The sequence below is a fragment of the Streptomyces sp. CB02009 genome (assembly GCF_001905825.1).
In the GTDB taxonomy this organism is placed as follows: Bacteria; Actinomycetota; Actinomycetes; order Streptomycetales; family Streptomycetaceae; genus Streptomyces.
In genome coordinates, this window is sequence record NZ_LIVV01000005.1 from 579,987 (window position 1) to 599,627 (window position 19,641).

Annotated in this window: 15 protein-coding genes; 9 read left to right on the forward strand and 6 right to left on the reverse strand. The window is 73.4% G+C overall.

Going from position 1 to position 19,641, the window contains the following annotated elements; genetic code table 11:
- The first annotated feature begins 1 nt into the window (after position 1).
- From AMK27_RS22245 to AMK27_RS22255, 3 genes are all read left to right on the forward strand, one after another.
- Positions 2-355 (forward strand): HAD-IA family hydrolase, encoded by a 354-nt coding sequence (locus AMK27_RS22245; protein WP_073911090.1) that lies wholly within the window; start codon positions 2-4, stop codon positions 353-355.
- A gap of 15 nt (positions 356-370) precedes the next feature.
- A complete protein-coding gene (locus AMK27_RS22250; RefSeq protein WP_073911093.1) occupies positions 371-922 on the forward strand; it encodes a DinB family protein in 552 nt (183 codons plus the stop codon).
- 979 nt (positions 923-1,901) lie between these two features.
- On the forward strand, positions 1,902-3,947 hold the full coding sequence (locus tag AMK27_RS22255; protein ID WP_241847574.1) for a serine/threonine-protein kinase: 2,046 nt from the start codon (positions 1,902-1,904) through the stop codon (positions 3,945-3,947).
- Here AMK27_RS22255 and AMK27_RS22260 read toward each other — a convergent pair.
- Together AMK27_RS22260 and AMK27_RS22265 are read right to left on the reverse strand one after the other, a co-directional pair.
- On the reverse strand, positions 3,936-4,340 hold the full coding sequence (locus AMK27_RS22260) for a Zn-ribbon domain-containing OB-fold protein (RefSeq protein WP_073911098.1): 405 nt from the start codon (positions 4,338-4,340) through the stop codon (positions 3,936-3,938). The two genes, AMK27_RS22255 and AMK27_RS22260, sit on opposite strands and share 12 nt — an antisense overlap.
- Positions 4,340-4,789: a DoxX family membrane protein gene (locus tag AMK27_RS22265; protein ID WP_073911100.1), complete on the reverse strand. Its 450-nt coding sequence runs from the start codon at positions 4,787-4,789 to the stop codon at positions 4,340-4,342. The genes AMK27_RS22260 and AMK27_RS22265 overlap by 1 nt, the downstream gene beginning before the upstream one ends.
- A gap of 181 nt (positions 4,790-4,970) precedes the next feature.
- On the opposite strand from AMK27_RS22265, the gene AMK27_RS22270 reads away from it, so the two are divergent.
- From AMK27_RS22270 to AMK27_RS22290, 5 genes are all read left to right on the forward strand, one after another.
- Positions 4,971-6,134, forward strand: a complete 1,164-nt coding sequence (locus AMK27_RS22270; RefSeq protein ID WP_073911102.1) for a flavin-containing monooxygenase — start codon at positions 4,971-4,973, stop codon at positions 6,132-6,134.
- Between the two features lie 278 nt (positions 6,135-6,412).
- Positions 6,413-8,635, forward strand: coding sequence for an acetate--CoA ligase family protein (locus tag AMK27_RS22275; RefSeq protein ID WP_073911104.1), 2,223 nt, complete (start codon positions 6,413-6,415; stop codon positions 8,633-8,635).
- Positions 8,636-8,648: 13 nt separating this feature from the next.
- Positions 8,649-9,434 (forward strand): enoyl-CoA hydratase/isomerase family protein, encoded by a 786-nt coding sequence (locus tag AMK27_RS22280; protein ID WP_073911106.1) that lies wholly within the window; start codon positions 8,649-8,651, stop codon positions 9,432-9,434.
- A gap of 251 nt (positions 9,435-9,685) precedes the next feature.
- Positions 9,686-13,144 (forward strand): hypothetical protein, encoded by a 3,459-nt coding sequence (locus tag AMK27_RS42725; protein ID WP_073911109.1) that lies wholly within the window; start codon positions 9,686-9,688, stop codon positions 13,142-13,144.
- Between the two features lie 131 nt (positions 13,145-13,275).
- Positions 13,276-13,884, forward strand: coding sequence for a flavin reductase family protein (locus AMK27_RS22290; protein ID WP_073911112.1), 609 nt, complete (start codon positions 13,276-13,278; stop codon positions 13,882-13,884).
- Positions 13,885-13,898: 14 nt separating this feature from the next.
- Here AMK27_RS22290 and AMK27_RS22295 read toward each other — a convergent pair whose 3' ends face one another.
- From AMK27_RS22295 to AMK27_RS22305, 3 genes are all read right to left on the reverse strand, one after another.
- Positions 13,899-14,372 (reverse strand): hypothetical protein, encoded by a 474-nt coding sequence (locus AMK27_RS22295; protein ID WP_073911115.1) that lies wholly within the window; start codon positions 14,370-14,372, stop codon positions 13,899-13,901.
- 59 nt (positions 14,373-14,431) lie between these two features.
- Positions 14,432-15,799, reverse strand: a complete 1,368-nt coding sequence (locus tag AMK27_RS22300) for an MFS transporter (protein ID WP_073911118.1) — start codon at positions 15,797-15,799, stop codon at positions 14,432-14,434.
- Positions 15,800-15,971: 172 nt separating this feature from the next.
- Positions 15,972-17,219: an MFS transporter gene (locus tag AMK27_RS22305; RefSeq protein ID WP_375881491.1), complete on the reverse strand. Its 1,248-nt coding sequence runs from the start codon at positions 17,217-17,219 to the stop codon at positions 15,972-15,974.
- Positions 17,220-17,302: 83 nt separating this feature from the next.
- Here AMK27_RS22305 and AMK27_RS22310 point away from each other — a divergent pair, with 83 nt between their 5' ends.
- On the forward strand, positions 17,303-18,358 hold the full coding sequence (locus tag AMK27_RS22310; protein ID WP_073911121.1) for a GlxA family transcriptional regulator: 1,056 nt from the start codon (positions 17,303-17,305) through the stop codon (positions 18,356-18,358).
- On the opposite strand, the gene AMK27_RS22315 is transcribed toward AMK27_RS22310, so the two are convergent.
- Positions 18,259-19,563, reverse strand: coding sequence for an MFS transporter (locus AMK27_RS22315; protein ID WP_241847576.1), 1,305 nt, complete (start codon positions 19,561-19,563; stop codon positions 18,259-18,261). The two genes, AMK27_RS22310 and AMK27_RS22315, sit on opposite strands and share 100 nt — an antisense overlap.
- Positions 19,564-19,641 lie beyond the last annotated feature (78 nt).

The following is a 19,641-nucleotide window of genomic DNA, read 5'->3' on the forward strand; positions in this document are numbered from 1 at the left end:
CATGACCAGCACGTTCGTTCTCTTCGACGTAGACGGCACCCTCATGGACGCCGTCGCCAACCAGCGCCGCGTCTGGCACGAGTGGGCCGCGCGGTACGGGGTCGACGGGGACGAGGTGTACGCCGTCGCGCTCCGGACGCGGCCCGTCGAGACGTTCGCGGCCGAGAAACTGGGCGCGGACCCGGCGGACTGCCTGGTGATCGAGGACGCGCCGTCCGGCGTCCGCTCGGGGCTTGCGGCGGGGATGACGGTCTGGACGGTCAACACCGAGGCACCCCACCCCGAGGCCCATCGGCACTTCCGGTCGCTGGCGGAGGCGGCGCCTCACATCGTGGATGCGGTGGCCGTGCGCTGAGACCATGATGCGGGCATGAAGATTCCCGACCGACGGATCGAACTGTTCACCGGCGCCGAGAGCGAGCGCCGGTTCGGAGGCCCCGCGACCGGCGACGAGAAGACCATGCTGGTGGCCATGCTGGATGCCCAGAGGGCAACGCTGAAGCTGAAGTGCTCGGGTCTGGCCGAGGAGTTGGCCGTACGGTCCGTGCCGCCTTCCTCGCTGTCGCTGCTGGGCCTCGTACGGCACCTCGCCGACGTGGAACGCCGGTGGTTCCGGTCGGTGCTCGCGGGACACGAGGTCGAGCTGCGCTTCTCCTCCCCAGAATCCCCCGAGGGCGACTTCGACGGCGCGGGACCCGAACCCGGGACCGTCGCGGAGTCCTGGGCGGCATGGGAGGACGAGGTCGCGTTCGCGGAGGCCTTCGTGGCCGAGGCTGCGCACCTGGACGTCGAGGGTCACGACTCGTGGCGGGGAACGGTGTCGCTGCGCTGGGTGCTCGTCCACATGATCGAGGAGTACGCCCGTCACAACGGCCACGCGGACCTGATCCGCGAACGGATTGATGGGGCGGTTGGGGTGTGAGGGGCCCGGCGGGGGCCGGCGGGGGGTGCGGGTCTTGGGTTTCTTGGGGTGGGCCGGGTAGGTGGGCTTCTGGTGGGACCGCCCTCTTTCCGAGAGTCGCTCCTTCCGGCGGTGCGTCAAGGGCGCTCCTTCGTCGCGTCGCTGCGCGATGGCCTTCGGCCACCCTTGACCCACCACCTCCAGGAGCGAAAACACTCTCGGAGGGCGGTCCGGGGGACCGGGTCCACGCCGGGGCTCGGGCAGTGCCCGGCGTCGGTTTGCGTGTGCCGGTCGGTGGGTGGGTGCGCGGTTGTTGAATGGGGCGGCTGGGCTCCGGCTTAGCGGGTTGCGGTGGTTCATGGTGGGGCTTCAGGCCCCGCTGGTCACTGCCGGTGGGGTGTGGGTGAGGGAAACTGCGGGCTACTCCGAGTAACACATCCCGAAAGATGCCCCATGAGGGGTGAATCGGTCTTATCGGGCGCTGAAAGCGTAAGAAACTCCCGCCGACCGATCCCCACCACCCACCGGGGGTGACCAGCGGGGCCTGAGTCCCAGCCCGACGACGAAGGTCGGTCGCTAAGCGCTGCCGGGCCGCCCCATTCAACAACCGCGCACCCCGAACCCACGGATCAACGCCCACCGGCCCCAGCCGCAAACCAAGCCCCCACCCACCGGCCGACACCCGCCCACCACGACCGGCCCCTACCCGGCATCCGCGCGGCCCCGGCCCTCGGCCGCCCTCCGAGTGTGAAAAGGCGGCCTCCGCCGCCGGGTCAAGGGTGGAGCGCAGCGGAATCGGCGAAGCCGACGCGACGAAGGAGCGCCCTTGACGCGGCGGCGGAGGCCGCCACACTCGGAAAGAGGGCGGCCGCACCCGCACCCCACCAACCCGGCCCACCCTCAGAACCCCAACAACCCGCCTCCACCGTTCAACTACAGTCCAGAAACAAGCACTTGGCTTCGATTCAGATCGCAAACCCCCTCCGCTACTGTGTGGCCCATGCAGGGGGAACTGGAAAACAACTCTAATTTGGGCAGTCTGGACGGCAGCGGGGCCATGCCGCTGGAACCGGGTGATCCCCGGCAGATCGGCGCGTTCAGGTTGCTCGGTGTCCTCGGGTCCGGCGGGATGGGGCGGGTCTATCTCGGCGCCGTGCCCGGGAAGTTCGCCGCCGTGAAGCGGGTTCTTCCCGTCCTCGCCGAAGACGCCGACTTCCTCAGCCACTTCGGCCACGAGCTCGACAATCTCGCCCGGCTTCCCGCCGGTGCCAACACCAAGCTGCTCGCCAGCGACCGGACGGCCAAGCCCCCGTGGTTCGCCACCGAGTTCATCCCGGGCATCACCCTCAACGAGGCCATCCGCCTGCACGGCGGCCCCCTTCCCGGGCCCGCCCTCTGGCGGCTCCTCCATCACGCCGCCGCCGGGCTCGGCGTCGTCCACGGCGCCGACATGGTTCACCGGGACCTCAAGCCCTCCAACGTCATGCTCACCTCCTCCGGCCTCTCCCTCATCGACTTCGGCGTCGCCCGCGCCGCCGACCAGAGCCGGCTCACCAAGACCGGCATGGTCATCGGCACCCCCGCCTACATGGCCCCCGAGCAGGCCGTCGCCGACCGGCAGCTCACGGGCGCCGCCGATGTCTTCGCCCTCGGCAGCCTCCTCCTCTACGCGGCCAACGGCCGCCCTCCCTTCGGCGACGGCTCCGGTCCCGACCTGCTCTACCGCGTCGTCCACGCCGAGCCCGAGTTCGGCCGGCTCGCCGAGGCCGAGCCCGAGCTCGCCGGCCTCCTCCGCACCTGTCTCGCCAAGGACCCGGCCGACCGTCCCACGGCCGCCGATCTCGTCGAGCGTTCCACCGAGCACGCCGCGGGCTCCCTCTGGCCCTCCGCCGTCGGTGAGCGCATCGCCGAGCGGGCCGCCTTCGCCGCCGAGCCGCCCACCGCCGGGCATCTGGCGGAGCTCGCGCGGGCCGAGCCCGCCGAGGACGTCGCCACCGCCCCCCTCACCCCGCAGGCGGGCTCGAAGGAGCCCGCCACCGCCTCCCCCGATCCGCTCGCCGCCACCGGTTCCGCCGCTCGCGGGCCGCGTGAGCGGCGGCGCAACCGGTTCTTCATGGTCGCCGTGCCCGTCGTCGTCGCGACCGGCACCACCCTGACCGTGGCCCTCGGCCCGTACCAGATCGGTCAGCTCGGCGCGGGCCCCGGGCCCTCCTCCTCACCGTCCTCCGTGGCCTCGCAGCCGGCGAACGTACAGCTGCCGTCGACCCCGCCCGGCTCCCCTTCCACCACGACCCCGTCCGGCTCCGCGCCGTCGCCGTCCAAGCCCCCGGCCTCCTCCCCCGGCGCTCCGCCGCCCGCCGACGGCGGCCCCGGGGGCGGTGCGGGTGGCGGTGCCGCCGTCGGCGGTACCGGGCCCGGGGGCGGCGGGAGCGGCCCCGGCGGCGGTTCAGGCAGCGGCTCGGGCAGTGGTTCGGGCAGCGGGTCCGGCAGCGGCGGGGCGGGATCGTCCGATTCCGGCGGCGGCTCCGACCCCGCGGCCGCCGGCGGTGGCGGCTCCACGACGCGCCCTCCGGCCACGACGCAGCCGCCGCGGACCACGAAGCCCGCGCCGCCGCCGGCCTCCGGCGTCTCGGCGCCCTCGGGGACGTACTCCCTGGAGAACGGGTCCACCGGCAACTGCCTGGCGGAGTACAACGCGGGCTTCGGCGACCTCGTCACGTCCGCCGCGTGCGGATCCGCGGGCAGCGGCGGCAGCACGTACTGGTTCTCCTGGACCTTCTCGCCCGGCGACGACGGCACCTTCCGGCTGAAGAACCGGCATTCCGGCCGCTGCCTCCAGCCGGCGGGGAACACCACCGTCACCACCGCCGCGTGCAACGGTTCCTCGGCCCAGTCCTGGAAGGTCGTCTCCTCGACGTCCGCCGGGCGGATGTTCAGGAACGCGAGCGACGGGCGGTGTCTGACGGCCGGGTCGTTCGCCATGACGTACACCTGCGGCTCCTCCGGCCAGAGCGAGCAGGTCTGGCGGAACATCTCAGCCCTCTGAGCACGGGCCGAAGACGGGGACCACCACCTCCCCCTCGCTCCGGAAGGCGACCTCCAGCTCCATCCCGATCCGGAGGTCGCCCTCCGCGACGCCCACGACCTCCGTCATCATGCGCGGGCCCTCGGCGAGGTCGACGACCGCCGCCACGTAGGGGACGCGCTCGCCGAAGGGCGGGAGGTCGTTCCGGTGGACGACCGACCAGGTGTAGAGGGTCGCGCGGCCGCCGGCGCGTTCCCAGGTGACGTCCTCGCTCCAGCAGTGCGGGCAGAACTCGCGCGGGTAGTGGTGGGGTCGTTCGCAGGCCGCGCAGCGGCGCAGCAGGAGGTGTCCCTCCGCGGCGGCGTCCCAGTACGGGCGGGTGAAGGCGTCGATGTCGGGGTCGGCGGCCGTCATCAGAAGAGTCCGATCGCGTGGTCGAGTGACCAGGTCTGCCAGGACAGAGCGAGGAGCGCGACGAGCGAGATGAGCGCCATCATCGCGTTCTGCCCCTGCTCGGCCCAGTCGTGGATCATGAGGACGAGGTAGAGGAGGTTCAGGAGGAGACCGCCGATCAGGGCGACCGGGGTCAGGAAGCCGGCCACCAGGCCGAGTCCGATGGCCAGTTCGGCGTAGACGACGACGTACGCCATGAGCTTGGGGCGCGGTGCGACGACCGTCTCGAAGCCCTTCTTGACCGGCGGCCACCTGTGCTTGCCCGCCACGTCGGCGGCCCAGGCGATGCCGGTTCCGCGCTCGAACCAGCCCTTCTTGTCCTTGTGGCGCCAGCTCTCCAGCCACCACAGGCCGAGGCCGATGCGGAGGACGGCGAGCCATTCGGCGCCGGTGAGCCAGACGGTCTGCATGCGCGCTCCCCTCGTGGGACACGACTGAATCTGACGGTACGTCAGTTCAGCGCAGCCCCGCCTCCCGCGCAAGAGGCGGGGGCCTGGCGACCGGGGGCGCCTGGTCGGCGTGACCGATTCGCAACCGAAATCCCTCTTGACCGAGACCCACAGCGTGTACACGTCATTACGCTCAGCATTCATGGCCACCACCCCCCTTGCACTCCCTCCACAGGCTGACCACCCCGTGTACGTCATCGGCGCGGGCCCCGGCGGGCTCGCCGTCGCCGCCGCCCTGCGCGCGCGGGGCGTCCGTGCCGTCGTCCTGGAGAAGTCCGACGCCGTCGGCGCCTCCTGGCGCGCCCACTACGACCGGCTGCGGCTCCACACCACCCGGCGGCTCTCCGCCCTCCCCGGGCTCGCGATGCCCCGCTCCTTCGGACGCTGGGTCGCCCGCGCGGACGTGGTGCGCTACCTGGAAAAGTACACCGAGAAGCACGAGCTGGAGATCGTGACGGGCGTCGAGGTCTTCCGCGTCGAGCGGGCCGGGGACGACTGGGTCCTGCACGCGACCGGAGGGCGCCGGCTCACCGGGCGGGCGGTCGTCGTGGCCACCGGATACAACCACACCCCGCGACTGCCCGACTGGCCCGGCCGCGACGCGTACAAGGGGCACCTCGACCACGCCCGCGCCTACCGCAACCCGGAGCCGTACGCCGGGAAGGACGTCCTCGTCGTCGGCATCGGCAACACCGGCGCCGAGATCGCCGCCGACGTCGCCGACGGCGGAGCCGCCCGGGTGCGGCTCGCGGTGCGGACCGTCCCGCACATCGTGAAGCGCACCACCGCCGGCTGGCCTGCACAGCGCTCGGGCATCCTCGTCCGCCGCCTGCCGACGGCCCTCGTCGACCGCCTGGGCGCCCTCGCGGCCCGGGTCGGGACGCCGGACCTCTCGGAGTACGGGCTGCCCCGGCCCGAGAAGGGCCTCGCGACGCGCCAGCGCGAGGGCGCGATCCCGGTGCAGGACGTGGGCCTGATCGACGCGGTGCGGGCGGGGAAGGTCGAGGTCGTCGCGGCCGTGGAGGCCTTCGAGGGCGATGAGGTGGTCCTCGCGGACGGCACCCGGATCGCCCCGGACGCGGTGATCGCGGCGACCGGCTACCGGCGCGCCCTGGAGCCGCTCGTCGGGCATCTGGACGTGCTCGACGGGCGCGGTCACCCGGTGGTGCACGGGGCACGCTGTCCGCGCGAGGCACCGGGGCTTTACTTCACGGGGTTCACGAACCCGATCAGCGGGATGTTCCGGGAGCTGGCGATCGACGCGGAGAAGATCGCGCGGCGGATCGCACGGCAGATCGCGCGGTAGCCGGGACCCGCGCCTCCCGGTAGGAGCACACCGGGAGGCGCGGGGCCGGGCGACCGGCGACACACCGGGAGGTCCCGGCGCAGTAGGTCCCGGCCCGGCAACCGGCGACCCACCGGGACGTCCCGGCCCTGCAAACGGCGCCGCACCGGAAGGTCCCGACCCGCCAACCGGCGCCTCACGCAACCGCGCCGCCTCACACCTATTCCTGACTGGCCGTCAGTTCTGTAATCTGACTGAGCGTCAGGTGTATACGGATGGGTGAAGGGCGGGCGGAACACATGCTTGGATCGACTCACGGCACCTTCACCACCGATCTCCGCGCCCGTGTGGTCGCCTGCGGGGAGTCGCCCCGCACCACCGTGCACGGCGTCACCGCCGCCCCCGGCGACCAGGACGTCAGCGGTCGCCCGCTGCACGCCGCCGTGCCCGACCTCGACCGCTTCTTCCGGCCTGAGTCCGTCGCCGTCGTCGGCGCGTCCGACGCCGAGGGCCGGCCCAACACCGGGATCACCCGGCAGCTGCTCGCCTGGGCCGAGCAGGTCGGCGCCCGGCTGGTGCCCGTGCACCCGACCCGTACCCGCGTGTTCGGGATCGACTGCGTGCCCTCCGTCGGCGCGCTCACCGAACCCGTCGACCTCGCCGTCCTCCTCGTCGCCGACCCGCTCCCCGTCATCGAGGAACTCGCCGAGACCAAGGTGAAGTTCGCGGTCGCCTTCGCCTCCGGATTCGCCGAGACCGGCGCGGCCGGAGCCGCCGCGCAGGAACGCCTCGCCGCAGCCGTACGCCGCTCCGGACTCCGCCTCCTCGGCCCCAACACCAACCTCAACGCCTTCGAGCGCTTCCGCGAGGACCTCGAAGGCCCCGCCGTCGCCCTCATCACCCAGTCCGGTCACCAGGGACGGCCCGTCTTCACCCTCCAGGAGCTCGGCGTCCGCCTCTCCCACTGGGCACCCACCGGCAACGAGGCCGACCTGGAGACCTCCGACTTCATCTCGTACTTCGCCGGACGGCCCGAGGTCGGCGCCATCGCGTGTTACGTCGAGGGCCTCAAGGACGGCCGCTCCTTCCTCCTCGCCGCCGACCGGGCCGCCCGCCAGGGCGTCCCGGTCGTCGCCGTGAAGGTCGGCCGCACCGAGACCGGGGCCCGTACGGCCGCCTCCCACACCGGCAAGCTCACCGGCGCGGACCAGGTCGTCGACGCGGCCATGCGCCAGTTCGGGGTGATCCGGGTCGACGGGCTCGACCAGCTCCAGGACACCGCCACCCTGCTCGCCCGCGCCCGCCGCCCGCAGGCCGACGGCGTCGTCGTCTACTCCATCTCCGGCGGTACGGGCGCCCACTTCGCCGACCTGGCCACCGAGGCGGGGCTCCGGCTGCCCACCCTCCCGCAGGCCAAGCAGGACGAACTGCACACGTGGATACCGGAGTACCTCAGCGTCGCCAACCCCGTCGACAACGGCGGCCACCCGGTCGGCGACTGGCGCGGCCGGAAGATCATCGACGCGATCCTCGCCGACCCGTCGGTGGGCGTGTTGATCTGTCCGATCACCGGGCCGTTCCCGCCCATGAGCGACAAGCTCGCCCAGGACCTCGTCGACGCCGCGGAGGCGACCGACAAGCTGGTGTGCGTGGTGTGGGGCTCCCCGGTCGGTACGGAGGACGCGTACCGCACGACCCTGCTGGGCTCCTCGCGCGTCGCCACCTTCCGCACCTTCGCCAACTGCATCGGCGCCGTGAAGGCCTATCTCGACCACCACCGCTTCACCACCGCCTACCGCTCCCCCTTCGACGAGGCCCCCCGCACCCCCTCCCCCTCCTTCCGCAAGGCCCAGGCCCTCATGCGGCCCGGCCGGCGGCTCAGCGAGCACGCGGCGAAGCAGCTCCTGCGGGCGTACGGGATACGCGTGCCGCGCGAGCAGCTCGTCACCAGCGCGGCGGCGGCCGTCCGGGCAGCCGGGCTCGTCGGCTACCCCGTCGTGATGAAGGCCTCGGGCGCGCAGCTCGCCCACAAGACCGAACTGGGCCTGGTGAAGGTCGGGCTGACCTCCGCGAGCCAGGTCAGGGACGCGTACCGCGAACTCACCGACATCGCGCGCTTCGAGTCGATCGACCTCGACGGGATCCTCGTCTGCCAGATGGTCGGGCGCGGGGTCGAGATGGTGGTGGGGGTGACCCGCGACGACCTGTTCGGACCGACGGTCACGGTCGGGCTGGGCGGGGTCCTGGTGGAGGTCCTCAACGACACGGCCGTACGGGTCCCGCCGTTCGGCGAGTCCGAGGCGCGCTCGATGCTCGGCGAACTCCGCGGCCGGGCCCTTCTCGACGGGGTACGGGGCGCCCCGCCCGCCGACGTGGACGCGCTCGTCGAGGTGGTGCTGCGGGTCCAGCGGATGGCCCTGGAACTCGACGGCGACCTCGCCGAACTCGACATCAACCCGCTGATGGTGCTGCCGCGCGGGCAGGGGGCCGTGGCCCTGGACGCGCTCGCCGTCTGCCGCTGAGGAGACCAGACCCATGTCCGACGTCCTGCACGCCGTCGAGAACGGCGTCTCGTGGATCACCCTCAACCGCCCCGAGGCGATGAACGCGGTCACCTGGGACCAGCGGGAACGCATCATGGCCCTGCTCGACGAAGCCTCCGCCGCCCCGGACGTCCGGGCGGTGGTGGTGACGGCGACGGGCCGGGGCTTCTGCGCGGGCGCGGACCTGCGGGGCGGGCCGGCGGTGACGGAGACCGTCCCCGGGGACGTGGCGCGCACGATCCGGCGCGGGGCGCAGCGGTTCATCGGGTCCGTCATGGACTGCGAGAAGCCGGTGATCGCGGCGGTGAACGGGACGGCGGCGGGGATCGGGGCGCACCTCGCGTTCGCGTGCGACCTGGTCCTGGCGTCCGAGTCGGCCCGGTTCATCGAGGTGTTCGTACGGCGTGGCCTCGTCCCGGACGGCGGCGGGGCGTACCTGCTGCCGCGGCTGATCGGGCCGCAGCGGGCGAAGGAGCTGATGTTCTTCGGGGACGCGGTGTCGGCGACGGAGGCGCGGGAGCTGGGTCTGGTGAACCGGGTGGTCCCGGCGGAGTCCTTGGAGAAGACGGCCCGGGAGTGGGCCGAGCGCCTGGCCCAGGGCCCGACGCGGGCGCTCGCGCTGACGAAGCAGCTGGTGAACGCGTCCCTCGACACGGACCGCGGGGCCGCGTTCGCGGCGGAGGCGGCGGCGCAGGAGATCAACATGACGACGCGGGACGCGAAGGAGGGGGTGGCGAGCTTCGTGGAGCGGCGGGAGGCGCGGTACCTGGGGAGATAGTCGCGCGACGGTGACGGACCTGGGCCGTAGTGTGTCGCTCCTGTGCACACTCTGCCGCTCCGGGGGGAACGGAAATGCCGAACTTCGCGCGCTCGCGCGTGAGATCCAGACGATCCACAGGATCCGTACGATCCACGAAAGCGCTCCTGCTTGTACCTGCTCTGCTGACGGCCCTGCTGGGATCCGCGATCCCCGCGGGTACGGCCCTGGCCGCGACACCCGCACCGCCGGCCGTCGCCGCAACCGATCCGGTGCCCACGCCGTCCGAGGACCCGACGCCCACGGACGAGCCCGTACCCACGCCGTCCGAGGACCCCACGCCGTCCGGTGAGCCCACGCCGTCCGAGGAGCCCACGCCCACCGGACCGCCCTGTCCCGACCTGACGCCCACTCCTCTCGGCGCCCGTGCCGACGCGAGCGGCGCCTTCACGGTCGAGGGACGCGCCACCGCCTGCTTCACGTTCACCGTGGAGAACCCGGGCCTGTACCAGATGCTCACCGCCGGCCAGTCCGTGAACCCGGCGCTGTACTCGGGTGAGGACCGGGTCGACTGCGAGGATCAGTACTACCGCTACACCTGGTGCGGGCTCGCCGCCGGAACGTACACGCTCCAGCTCTTCAACAGCGACTGGTCGGCCAGGCAGGACCTCGTCTCCATGGTCCCGCTGACGGCCGCTCCCGGCTGCCCGGTGATCCCCGGCACGGCCTACGACTCGGCCCCGGTGACCGGGGAGGGGCACGGCCGGACGGGCGTCGTCTGCCGCTCCTTCACGGCCTCCGCCGGTGACCGGATCACCCTCGACGCCGACCTCGGCGGTTACGAACCGGCCTCCTGGATCACCGACGGCACCGGTAAGCGCATCTGCCCCGTCCACAACGAGGACGGCAGCGACGGCTGCGTCCTGCCGGAAGGCACCGACGGCTACCGCGTCCTCGCCATCGTGCCGGACGCGGACGGCGGCGCCGCCTCGCCGTACACGATCAAGGTCCGCCGTCTGTCGGACCCGGCGGGCTGCGCCCCCGTGGCCGTGACCGCCTACGGCGCCGCCCCCGCCGCGGCCGCCCCGGGGACCGGGTGCAGGACGTTCACCCCGACCACGACCGGCCGCTACGACGTGGCCGGACTCGGCCCGGACACCAATGCCGGACCCCTCACCGTGTTCGCCGCGAACGGCACCACCGCCTGCCGCGACGGTCAGAACTGCGCGCTCACCGCGGGCGTCCCGTACACCCTCGTCACCGACAAGGCCGTACGCATCCTCGACCGCGCCTCCGCGGAGGGCTGCGCCGGCGATGTCGCGCTCGCGGCCACCTACCGGGGCACGTTCGACGCACGCGGTGCCGTGGACTGCCTCCGCCTGCCGGTCCCTCAGGGCGCGCACATCGCCGTCCTGACGGACCGCGCCGCCGAGTTCACCGTCCTCGACGCGACCGGCACGGCCCTCTGCTCCGACAGCCTCATCATGGGCCCGTGCGAGCTGGGCGGCACCGCCCCGTACCGCCTGCTGGCATCCAAGGCCTACGAGGACGCCCCGTCCGACGCGTACCGTCTCGTCATCCACCGCACGGACACCCCGAGCGCCTGCCGGACCTTCGAGGCGGGCGACTTCACCACGAACCCGAAGCGGATGGCCGTGCGGACCGGCAGCGGCGCCTTCGCCGACTGTCTGGCCATCCCGGCCACGGGTCATTCGGCGCGCGAGCTCACGCAGATCCAGAAGATCTCGGGCACCCCGGGCGCCGAGGTCAGGGTCCTCGACACGAGCGGCCGGAAGGTCTGCTCGATCAGCACCTACTACAGCACCTGGACCACGTGCGAGCTGACGCCCGGTCTCGCGCACACCGTCCTGATCCAGGGCCAGGACCAGCCCGCCGAGTTCGCCCTCACCCGCAGGGACGTCACCACCACGGCACGCGGCTGCGTCACCACCCCGGCCGTCGCCGTCGGCGGACCGTCCACCGGCGGTGTCCCGGCGAAGCCGGGGACCTTCCTCTGCCACCAGGTGACGACGGCGGACGAGCGGGACACCCTGCACCTGAACGCGCGGGACGCGCGGAGCTCCGCGCGGTTCGCCGTCTACGACGCGAACGGCGTGGCCCTGTGCGGCTACTTCACCAACGGCTGCGCGGTCACGGGCTCCAAGCGCTACCAGGTTCTCGTCGTCGTCCGGGAGGGCGAGACCGCCGCGCCCGCCTACCGCCTCGACGCCCTGCGGATCGGCACGGCCACCGGCCCCGCGCCCGAGTGCGTCAAGGTGCCGAACGTCAGCTACGGCTTCGGGCCGCTGGCCGGCACGCTGTCGGAGCAGAAGACGGCGCTGTGCGCGGTGCTGCCGACGGCGACGCGCGACAGCTTCGACCTGAAGCTCTCGCCGACGGGGACGCCCGCGCAGCTGCCGACGCCGAAGCTGTACCACTCGTCCCCTGTGAAGGACGGCTGCAACCAGACCTTCGGCCCCGACGGCTACGCGTACACGTGCGGTCTGCCGACCGAGGACTTCGAGCGGGTGGCGCGGACGAGCACCCTGGTGGTCGGGCTGCCGGAGACCCCGGCACAGGCCACGACGGCGGTGCGGGTCGAGGGCAGGTGCGCCTCCGACCTGTGCGGGCCCGAGGAGTGGACCGTCGGCAGCGTCGGCCCCGCCGCGGTCGCCAACGGCAAGATCACGATGAAGGTCACCGGCACCGCTCTGCACGAAGGTGACCAGCTGTTCCTGATGAAGTCGGGCTCGGACTACCGGGCCCTGTCGACCGCGACCACGGTCGCTCCCGACCGGCGGAGCATGACGGTCTCGGTCGACCTGACGAACGCACCGCCCGGCGAGCTCCTGACCAGGGTGTACACGCGCTACTCGCGCTCCCGGGACACCAACGCCGTCTCCGTCGTCGCGGCCCTCCGCAACACCGCCGCCCCCACCTTCTCCGGCTCCTCGGCCGTCGGCTCGACGGTGACGGCGAAGCCCGGCTCGTGGTCGCTTCCGGTGGACTCGCTCTCCTACCAGTGGCGGGCGAACGGGGTCGCGATCGCGGGGGCCACGGCCTCCACGTACACGATCTCCTCCGCCGTCCGGGGCAAGCAGCTGTCCGTGGCGGTGATCGCCCGGAAGGCGGGGCATCCGACGCTGACCTCGGTCAGCACGGCCGCGCTGGTCAAGGAGGGCGTCGCCCCCAAGCCCACCAGGGTCCCGTACGTCAGCGGCGTCACCCGAGTCGGCAGCAAGCTCACCGCCGTCGTCGGGACCTGGTCGCCGGCGCCGACCTCGTACGCGTACCAGTGGCGGGCCGACGGGGTCGCGATCTCCGGGGCGACCGGGGCCACGTACACGCCCGTCGCCGCCCTCCGGAACAAGAAGCTGACCGTGACCGTCACGGCGCACCGGACCGGTCACCTCAGCGGGAGCCACACCACGGCGGGGTACACCGTCGCGAGCGGGCTCGCGCCGAAGGCGACCGGGGCCCCCGCCCTCACCGGCACGGTCAAGGTCGGGCGGACGCTCACGTTGAACCGGGGGACGTGGACTCCGGCGCCGACCTCGTACGCGTATCAGTGGTACGCGAACGGGCGGGCGATCAGCGGGGCCACCCGTGCCGCGTTCACACTCACCCAGGCCCAGCGCGGGACGAAGATCACCGTCAGGGTGACCGCCCACCGCACCGGGCACGTCTCGGGTGTCGCCTGGACCCGGGCGACGGGCGCCGTCGCCGGCTGATCCCGCGGTCGTCCGCGTGAGGAGCCCTCGGGGCGGCGGTCCCGCCGTCGCCCCGGGGGCTTTCGCGTGCCCGGCTTCCCACCGGGTCTTCACCGTCCCCACCCTTCTCATCTGACGAACCGTCAGGTTCAATGGGCGGTGTGATGGGACACGCGGGGATGGCGGCCACCGTCGTCCGACACCTGAGAGCGGCCGGTTCGCCGACGGCCGTGGAACCACTGCCCCGGCCGGTACTGCGCGCGGTAGGGGAGGACGAGCGACCGCCCGTCGACCCGGCCGAGTTCCGCCGCGTCCTCGGCCACTTCGCGAGTGGGGTCACGATCGTGACCGCCCTCGACACGGCGGGACCGGCCGGATTCGCCTGCCAGTCCTTCGCCTCCCTCTCCCTCGACCCGCCCCTGGTCGCCTTCATGGTGGCCCGTACGTCGACGACCTGGCCCCGGATCGCGGACGCGGGCACCTTCTGCGTCAACATCCTCGGGGCCGACCAGGGGCCGCTGTGCCGGTCGTTCGCGGTCAGCGGGGCGGACAAGTTCGCGGGCGTCGACTGGACCCCGGCCCCGGTCACGGGCTCCCCCCGGCTGGCCGGCGCGCCCGCCTGGATCGACTGCGCGATCACCGCCGTGCACACCGGGGGCGACCACCTGATCGTGGTGGGGCGGGTGGAGTCGCTGGGGGCGGAGGAGGACGGAGACCCGCTGCTGTTCCACCGGGGGAGGTTCGGGCGGCTGGGGGCATAGGCGCGAAAGCGCCGTCAGGCCGCCTCGATCACGCCCGTGTACAGGCCCAGGCTGCCGAGGAGGAACACGGTCAGCACTGCGACCGTCCCCCACACCAGCAGCGCCACGAAGTAACCCCGCCGCGCGTGGCGCGTGACGAGCGCGGCCACGGCCAGGCACACCGTGGCCACCAGCCAGCCCGGGCCGCCCGCGAGCGGCCACAACAGGGCCCCGGCGGCGGTCGCCAGGAGGAGCTGCCAGCCGGTCGGGCGTCCGCCCAACCAGCGGGTCAGGTCCTCCCCGAGGAGCACCACCGGCAACACCAGCACGGCGGAGACCGCCGCGGCCGGCAGCAGCGCGAACGGTGCGAGGAACGGGAGCGCGAACAGCGTCACCGCGCTGACGCGCTCCTCCCCCGGCTCCGGCTGCCGGGTCTCGCCGAACACCACTCCCAGGACCAGGGCCAGCGCCGCTTCGAGGAACAGCACGAGCACCGAGACCCACAGCATCCGACCGTGTGTACGCCCCTCGCCACGCTCACTCATGCGCGATCACCCCCTCGCGGCCATCATGCTCCCGCCAGGGACACCGTCTCCGTCCGGGGGCGGCGGATGACCAGGGCCATCAGCGCGGCCGCCGCGCACAACGCGCCCGAGGCGTACCAGACGAGGTCGTACGAGCCGAAGACGTCGCGGGCCACTCCGCCCGCGAACGCGATGACCGCCGCGCCCACCTGGTGGGAGGCGAGGACCCAGCCGAAGACGATCGCCGAGTCCTCGCCGTAGTGCTCGCGGCACAGGGCGATGGTCGGCGGGACCGTGGCCACCCAGTCCAGGCCGTAGAACACGATGAAGAACAGCATCGGCGGGTGCACGGACGGGGCGAGCAGCATCGGCAGGAAGAGGAGGGAGACGCCGCGGAGCGCGTAGTAGACCGCAAGGAGCCTGCGGGCCTCGAAGCGGTCGGTAAACCAGCCGGAGGCGATCGTGCCGACCACGTCGAAGACCCCGATGACCGCGAGCAGACCCGCCGCCGCCGTCACCGGCATCCCGTGGTCGTGGGCCGCCGGTACGAAGTGGGTCTTCACCAGGCCGTTCGTCGACGCCCCGCAGATCGCGAACGTGCCCGCCAGGAGCCAGAACGGGCCGGTCCTGGCCGCCTTGAACAGGACCGTGACCGCGCGCCGGGCGGCGCCCGTGACGGGCGCCGGCTTCTCGGCGTACTCCCCTCCGTACGGGGCGAGCCCGACGTCCGCCGGGTGGTCCCGGAGCAGCAGCCAGACGAACGGGACCACCGCGAGCGCGGCGAGCGCCACGGTCACGGCCGCCGGGCGCCAGCCGTGGTGCTCGACCAGCCAGGACAGCAGCGGCAGGAACACCAGCTGCCCGGACGCGCCGGCCGCCGTGAGGATGCCCGTCACCAGGCCTCGGCGGGCCACGAACCAGCGGTTGGTGACCGTCGCCGCGAACGCGAGGGCCATCGAGCCGCTGCCGAGCCCGACGAGCACGCCCCAGAAGAGGACGAGCTGCCAGGCCGCCGTCATCCAGACGGTCAGCACCGATCCCAGGGCGATGACCGACAGCGCCACCGCCACGATCCGGCGGATGCCGAAGCGGTCCATGAGGGCGGCGGCGAAGGGGGCCGTGAGGCCGTAGAGGGCGAGGTTCACCGAGACGGCGAAGCCGATCGTGCCCCGCGACCAGTCGAACTCCCGGTGCAGCGGCTCGATCAGGAGGCCCGGGAGCGACGCGAACGCCGCGGCGCCGATGATCGTGACGAAGGTGACCGCCGCGACGAACCAGGCGCGATGGATCCGGGGGGTGCGCGGGGTACTCGGAGTGCGCGGCGTGCCCGGGGCGCGGGGGCTGCGGGGGGCCCGCCCGTCGGGCGTGTCGGCGGGCGGGGTCTCGGTTGTCTGGGCCATGCCACCGAGCATCCCGTTCCGCCCCCGCGTCCGACCATTGGCCCGGACGACAGCTTTCGAACGGATCGGGACACGGATCGGGACACACGGATCAGGACACCCCGCCGGGACACGGATCGGGGCACCGCGCCGGGACACGGCTCCCGCGTCGCCCGTTCGGCCACGGACCTCGGTGCCCCGTCGCTCACACCCTCGGCAGCGTCCTGATCGGGCGTACCGCGAGGAGCGCGCCCACCACGAGTACCGCGATCCCCGCCCCCGTCAGCAGCACCGCCTCGGTGCCGACCGCCGCCGCCACCGGACCCGACAGGGTCCGGCCGACGCCCATCATCAGGAGCGAGCCGGCCACGTCGTACGCGTGCATCCGGTTCAGGGCCTCCTGCGGTACGTGGGTCTGGACGGCCGTCGACCACATGACCAGCCAGAAGGCGAAGGCCGCGCCGCCGATGAACTGGCCCGCGCCGAGCAGCGCCACGGGTGCGCCCAGGCCGAGCAGCGTGAGGTTCACGGGGAGGCCGAGGAGGGCGACCGCGCCGGCCGCGAGCGGGGCGCGCGGGCGCAGCCGGAGGGCGAGCAGGCCGCCGGCGGCGCTGCCCGCGCCGTTGACGGCCATGAGCACGCCGTACGCGGCCGAGCCGTGGTCCCCGGTGACCAGGCTCGCGGTGAGCGGCACCATGGGGCCGGCCACGGTGAGCCCGTACACGGTCCAGATCGCGATGACGCCCCAGAGCCAGTTGCGCGCCCTGAACTCCCGCCATCCCCCGGCTAGTTCGGCGCCCAGGGAGTCGCGTCTCAGGGAGTCGGAGGGGATCGGGGCGATCCGCATCAGGGTGAGGCAGAGGGCGCTGACCGCGAACGTCGCGCCGTTGACGGCGAAGGCGGCGCCCGCGCTCCACACGGCGACGAGCACGCCCGCCGCCGCAGGGCCCGCCATGATCATGAGGGCCTCGACGACGCGGAGGACGGCGTTGGCGCGCTGCACGTCGGGGGCGATGCGCGGGATGGTCGAGGCGACGCCCGGCTGGAAGAGGGCGGCGCCGACGCCGCTGAGGACGGAGAGCGTGTAGACCGCCCAGAGGGGCGGGCCGCCGAGCGTGAAGGAGACGGCGAGGACGGCCGCTCCGGGCAGTCGCAGGAGATCCGCGAGGATCATCATGCGGCGGGCGGTGAAGCGGTCGGCGAGGACGCCGCCGAAGAGGACGAAGAGCGCGAAGGCGGCGGTCCAGCCGCCGAGGGCGTAGCCGACGGTGGCGCCGGAGTGGCCGGCGCCGAGGAGTCCGGCGGCGAAGGCGACCGGGACCATGCCCTCGCCGAAGACGGCGACTCCCCGGGCGACGAAGAAGAGCCGGAAGTTACGGTTCCACAGCGCGGGCGGCTCGGCCGGGGCGGGAATCCGCTCGGCGGCCTCAGACTTGTACGTGTTGTCCGTCACGGAGAGGTAGACCTATCACCACGTGGTCTACACCACCACTGAATTTCGACCGTCCCCGGAGGGACCCGGAGGGAGCACCGCCCGTGCCGCCGTCGCCCGAACCGCCCCCGCACCGTGTCGCCGTGCTCGCGCTGCCCGGTCTGCTCCCCTTCGAGCTGGGCATCCCGCACCGCATCTTCGGCCGCGCGAAGGACGCCGACGGGCGCCCGCTGTACGAGATCCTGACCTGCGCCCCGGTCGCGGGCCCCGTCCCCACGGACGCCGACTTCTCGATCCACGTCGAGCACGGCCCCGAGGCCCTCGCCACCGCCGACACGATCGTCGTGCCCGCCTCGTACGAGCTCGGTCCGGTCTACGACGAGGGCCGGCTCACCGGCGAACTCGCCGCCGCGCTCGCCCACATACGGCCCGGCACCCGGCTCGTCTCCATCTGCACCGGCGGGTACGTGCTCGCGGCGGCCGGGTATCTGGACGGACGCCCGGCCACCACCCACTGGTCCTCGGCCGAGCACTTCCAGCGGCTGTTCCCCCGCGTGCGGGTGGACGCGGACGTGCTGTTCGTCGACGACGGCGACGTCCTCACCTCGGCGGGCGTGGCCGCCGGGATCGACCTGTGCCTGCACATCGTGCGCCGCGACCACGGCACGGCCGTCGCCAACGACGTCGCCCGCAGGACCGTCGTACCGCCGCACCGGGACGGCGGTCAGGCCCAGTACATCGAGCGGCCCCTGCCGGAGGCCGGGACCCACACCACGACCACGGCGCGGGCGTGGGCCCTGGCCCACCTCCACGAGCCGATCCAGCTGCGGGACCTGGCCGGGAAGGAGGCGATGAGCGTCCGGACGTTCACCCGCCGCTTCCGCGACGAGGTGGGCGTCAGCCCCGGTCAGTGGCTCACCCAGCAGCGGGTCGAGCGCGCCCGGCACCTCCTGGAGTCCACCGGGCTGCCCGTCGACCGGGTCGCTCAGGACGCGGGGTTCGGGACGGCGCAGTCGTTGCGGGTGCACCTGATGAGCGCGATCGGGGTGACGCCGACGTCCTACCGGCGGACGTTCCGCACGGCCGCGTCATCGGAGGTGCCGGCAGCCTCCCCGGAGGCCGCTTCCCCGGGGGTCGCGCCATCGGAGGCCGCTTCCTGAGACCGGGGCCGACCCCGGTCGCCGTCCTCCCGCTCCCGCACCCGCTCCCGGAGGAGCCGTCGCTCCCCCACGGCGCCGATCAGGACGAGCAGGCCGGTCAGACCGACCCCGCAGAGGATGGCCGTGGACGGCGCGACGACCTTGAGCAGACCGCCCGCCAGGGTGCCGCTGACCGCGTAACCGGCGCCCACCGCCGCGTACATGACCGAGTAGCCGGCGGCGAGCGCCGACGGCGGCAGCAGCTCTCTCAGGGCCAGGTTCCGGGCCAGGCTCGCCGGGGCCTGGAGGAGCCCGGCCGCCACCAGGGCCACCGCGATCCACGCCGCCGAGGGCAGTACGGCGACCAGGGCGACGCCCGAGGCGACCGCGACGACCAGGACGAGGGACTGGACGGGCAGCGTGCCCGGCCAGCCGGCCCGCAGGCCGTACGCGAACGCGCCGACCGCCGAGCCGATCGAGAACCCGGCGAGCAGCAGACCCGCCCAGCCGATGCCGATCCCGCGCTGTTCGAGCAGCGCGGGCAGGATCAGCTCGGCGAGCGCGAGCAGCGTCAGACCGGCCGCCCCCAGGACGTACACCGGCCAGGCCCGCAGCAGCGCCCGCCGGGTCGACGCGCCGTCCCCCTTGGCCGCCTGCTGCCAGCCGGACGGGAGCGTCCACAGCCCGGCGACGGCCAGACCCCCCAGAACCCCCATGAGCAGCAGGGGTACGGCGGGGTCGACGCCGAGCGCCAGGCCGGTGACGAGGGTGGGGGCGGCGGCCCAGATGCCGAAGACCAGCATCGACTCCATGCTCATCGCCTGGGTCGCGGCCCGCTCGGGGACGAGGCTGGTGAGGATGGCGCGGAGCGCGCCGGGCACGGCGGCGGGTCCGGCGCCGCCGAGCAGGGCGAGGGCGGCGAGCACGACGGGATGCGCGCCGGGCACGAGCCCGAGGCCGGTGAACCCGGCGGCCCCGACGGCGAGTCCGGCGGCGAGCTGCGGCCGGGCGTGCTCGGCGTTCAGCCGCAGGCCGAGGACGGGCGCGGCGACGATCTCCCCGATGACGTACGCGGCGGCGAGCACGGCTCCGAGCGAGTACCCGCCGGGGCGCTCCCGGACGAGGAACACGAGGGCGAGGGGGGCCATGGCGATGGGGAGCCGACCGGCGACAGTGACGGCGGACCAGGCGAGAACGGGACGGGTGGCGAGCTCGCGATAGGACATGATCAGGACCGTAGCGACGTACGCCCGTGAGGCCCACCCCGTTTCCCCCGCCCTGTTCCGCCGCCGTCTTCTGCCCTG

Coding starts and splice junctions, on each gene's coding strand:
- AMK27_RS22250 (WP_073911093.1), top strand. CDS start 371: ATGAAGATTCCCGACCGACGGATCGAACTGTTCACCGGCGCCGAGAGC.
- AMK27_RS22275 (WP_073911104.1), top strand. CDS start 6,413: ATGCTTGGATCGACTCACGGCACCTTCACCACCGATCTCCGCGCCCGT.
- AMK27_RS22265 (WP_073911100.1), bottom strand. CDS start 4,789: ATGCAGACCGTCTGGCTCACCGGCGCCGAATGGCTCGCCGTCCTCCGC.
- AMK27_RS22295 (WP_073911115.1), bottom strand. CDS start 14,372: ATGCTGTGGGTCTCGGTGCTCGTGCTGTTCCTCGAAGCGGCGCTGGCC.
- AMK27_RS22270 (WP_073911102.1), top strand. CDS start 4,971: ATGGCCACCACCCCCCTTGCACTCCCTCCACAGGCTGACCACCCCGTG.
- AMK27_RS22260 (WP_073911098.1), bottom strand. CDS start 4,340: ATGACGGCCGCCGACCCCGACATCGACGCCTTCACCCGCCCGTACTGG.
- AMK27_RS22255 (WP_241847574.1), top strand. CDS start 1,902: ATGCAGGGGGAACTGGAAAACAACTCTAATTTGGGCAGTCTGGACGGC.
- AMK27_RS22280 (WP_073911106.1), top strand. CDS start 8,649: ATGTCCGACGTCCTGCACGCCGTCGAGAACGGCGTCTCGTGGATCACC.
- AMK27_RS22290 (WP_073911112.1), top strand. CDS start 13,276: ATGGGCGGTGTGATGGGACACGCGGGGATGGCGGCCACCGTCGTCCGA.
- AMK27_RS22315 (WP_241847576.1), bottom strand. CDS start 19,563: ATGTCCTATCGCGAGCTCGCCACCCGTCCCGTTCTCGCCTGGTCCGCC.
- AMK27_RS22300 (WP_073911118.1), bottom strand. CDS start 15,799: ATGCTCGGTGGCATGGCCCAGACAACCGAGACCCCGCCCGCCGACACG.
- AMK27_RS22245 (WP_073911090.1), top strand. CDS start 2: ATGACCAGCACGTTCGTTCTCTTCGACGTAGACGGCACCCTCATGGAC.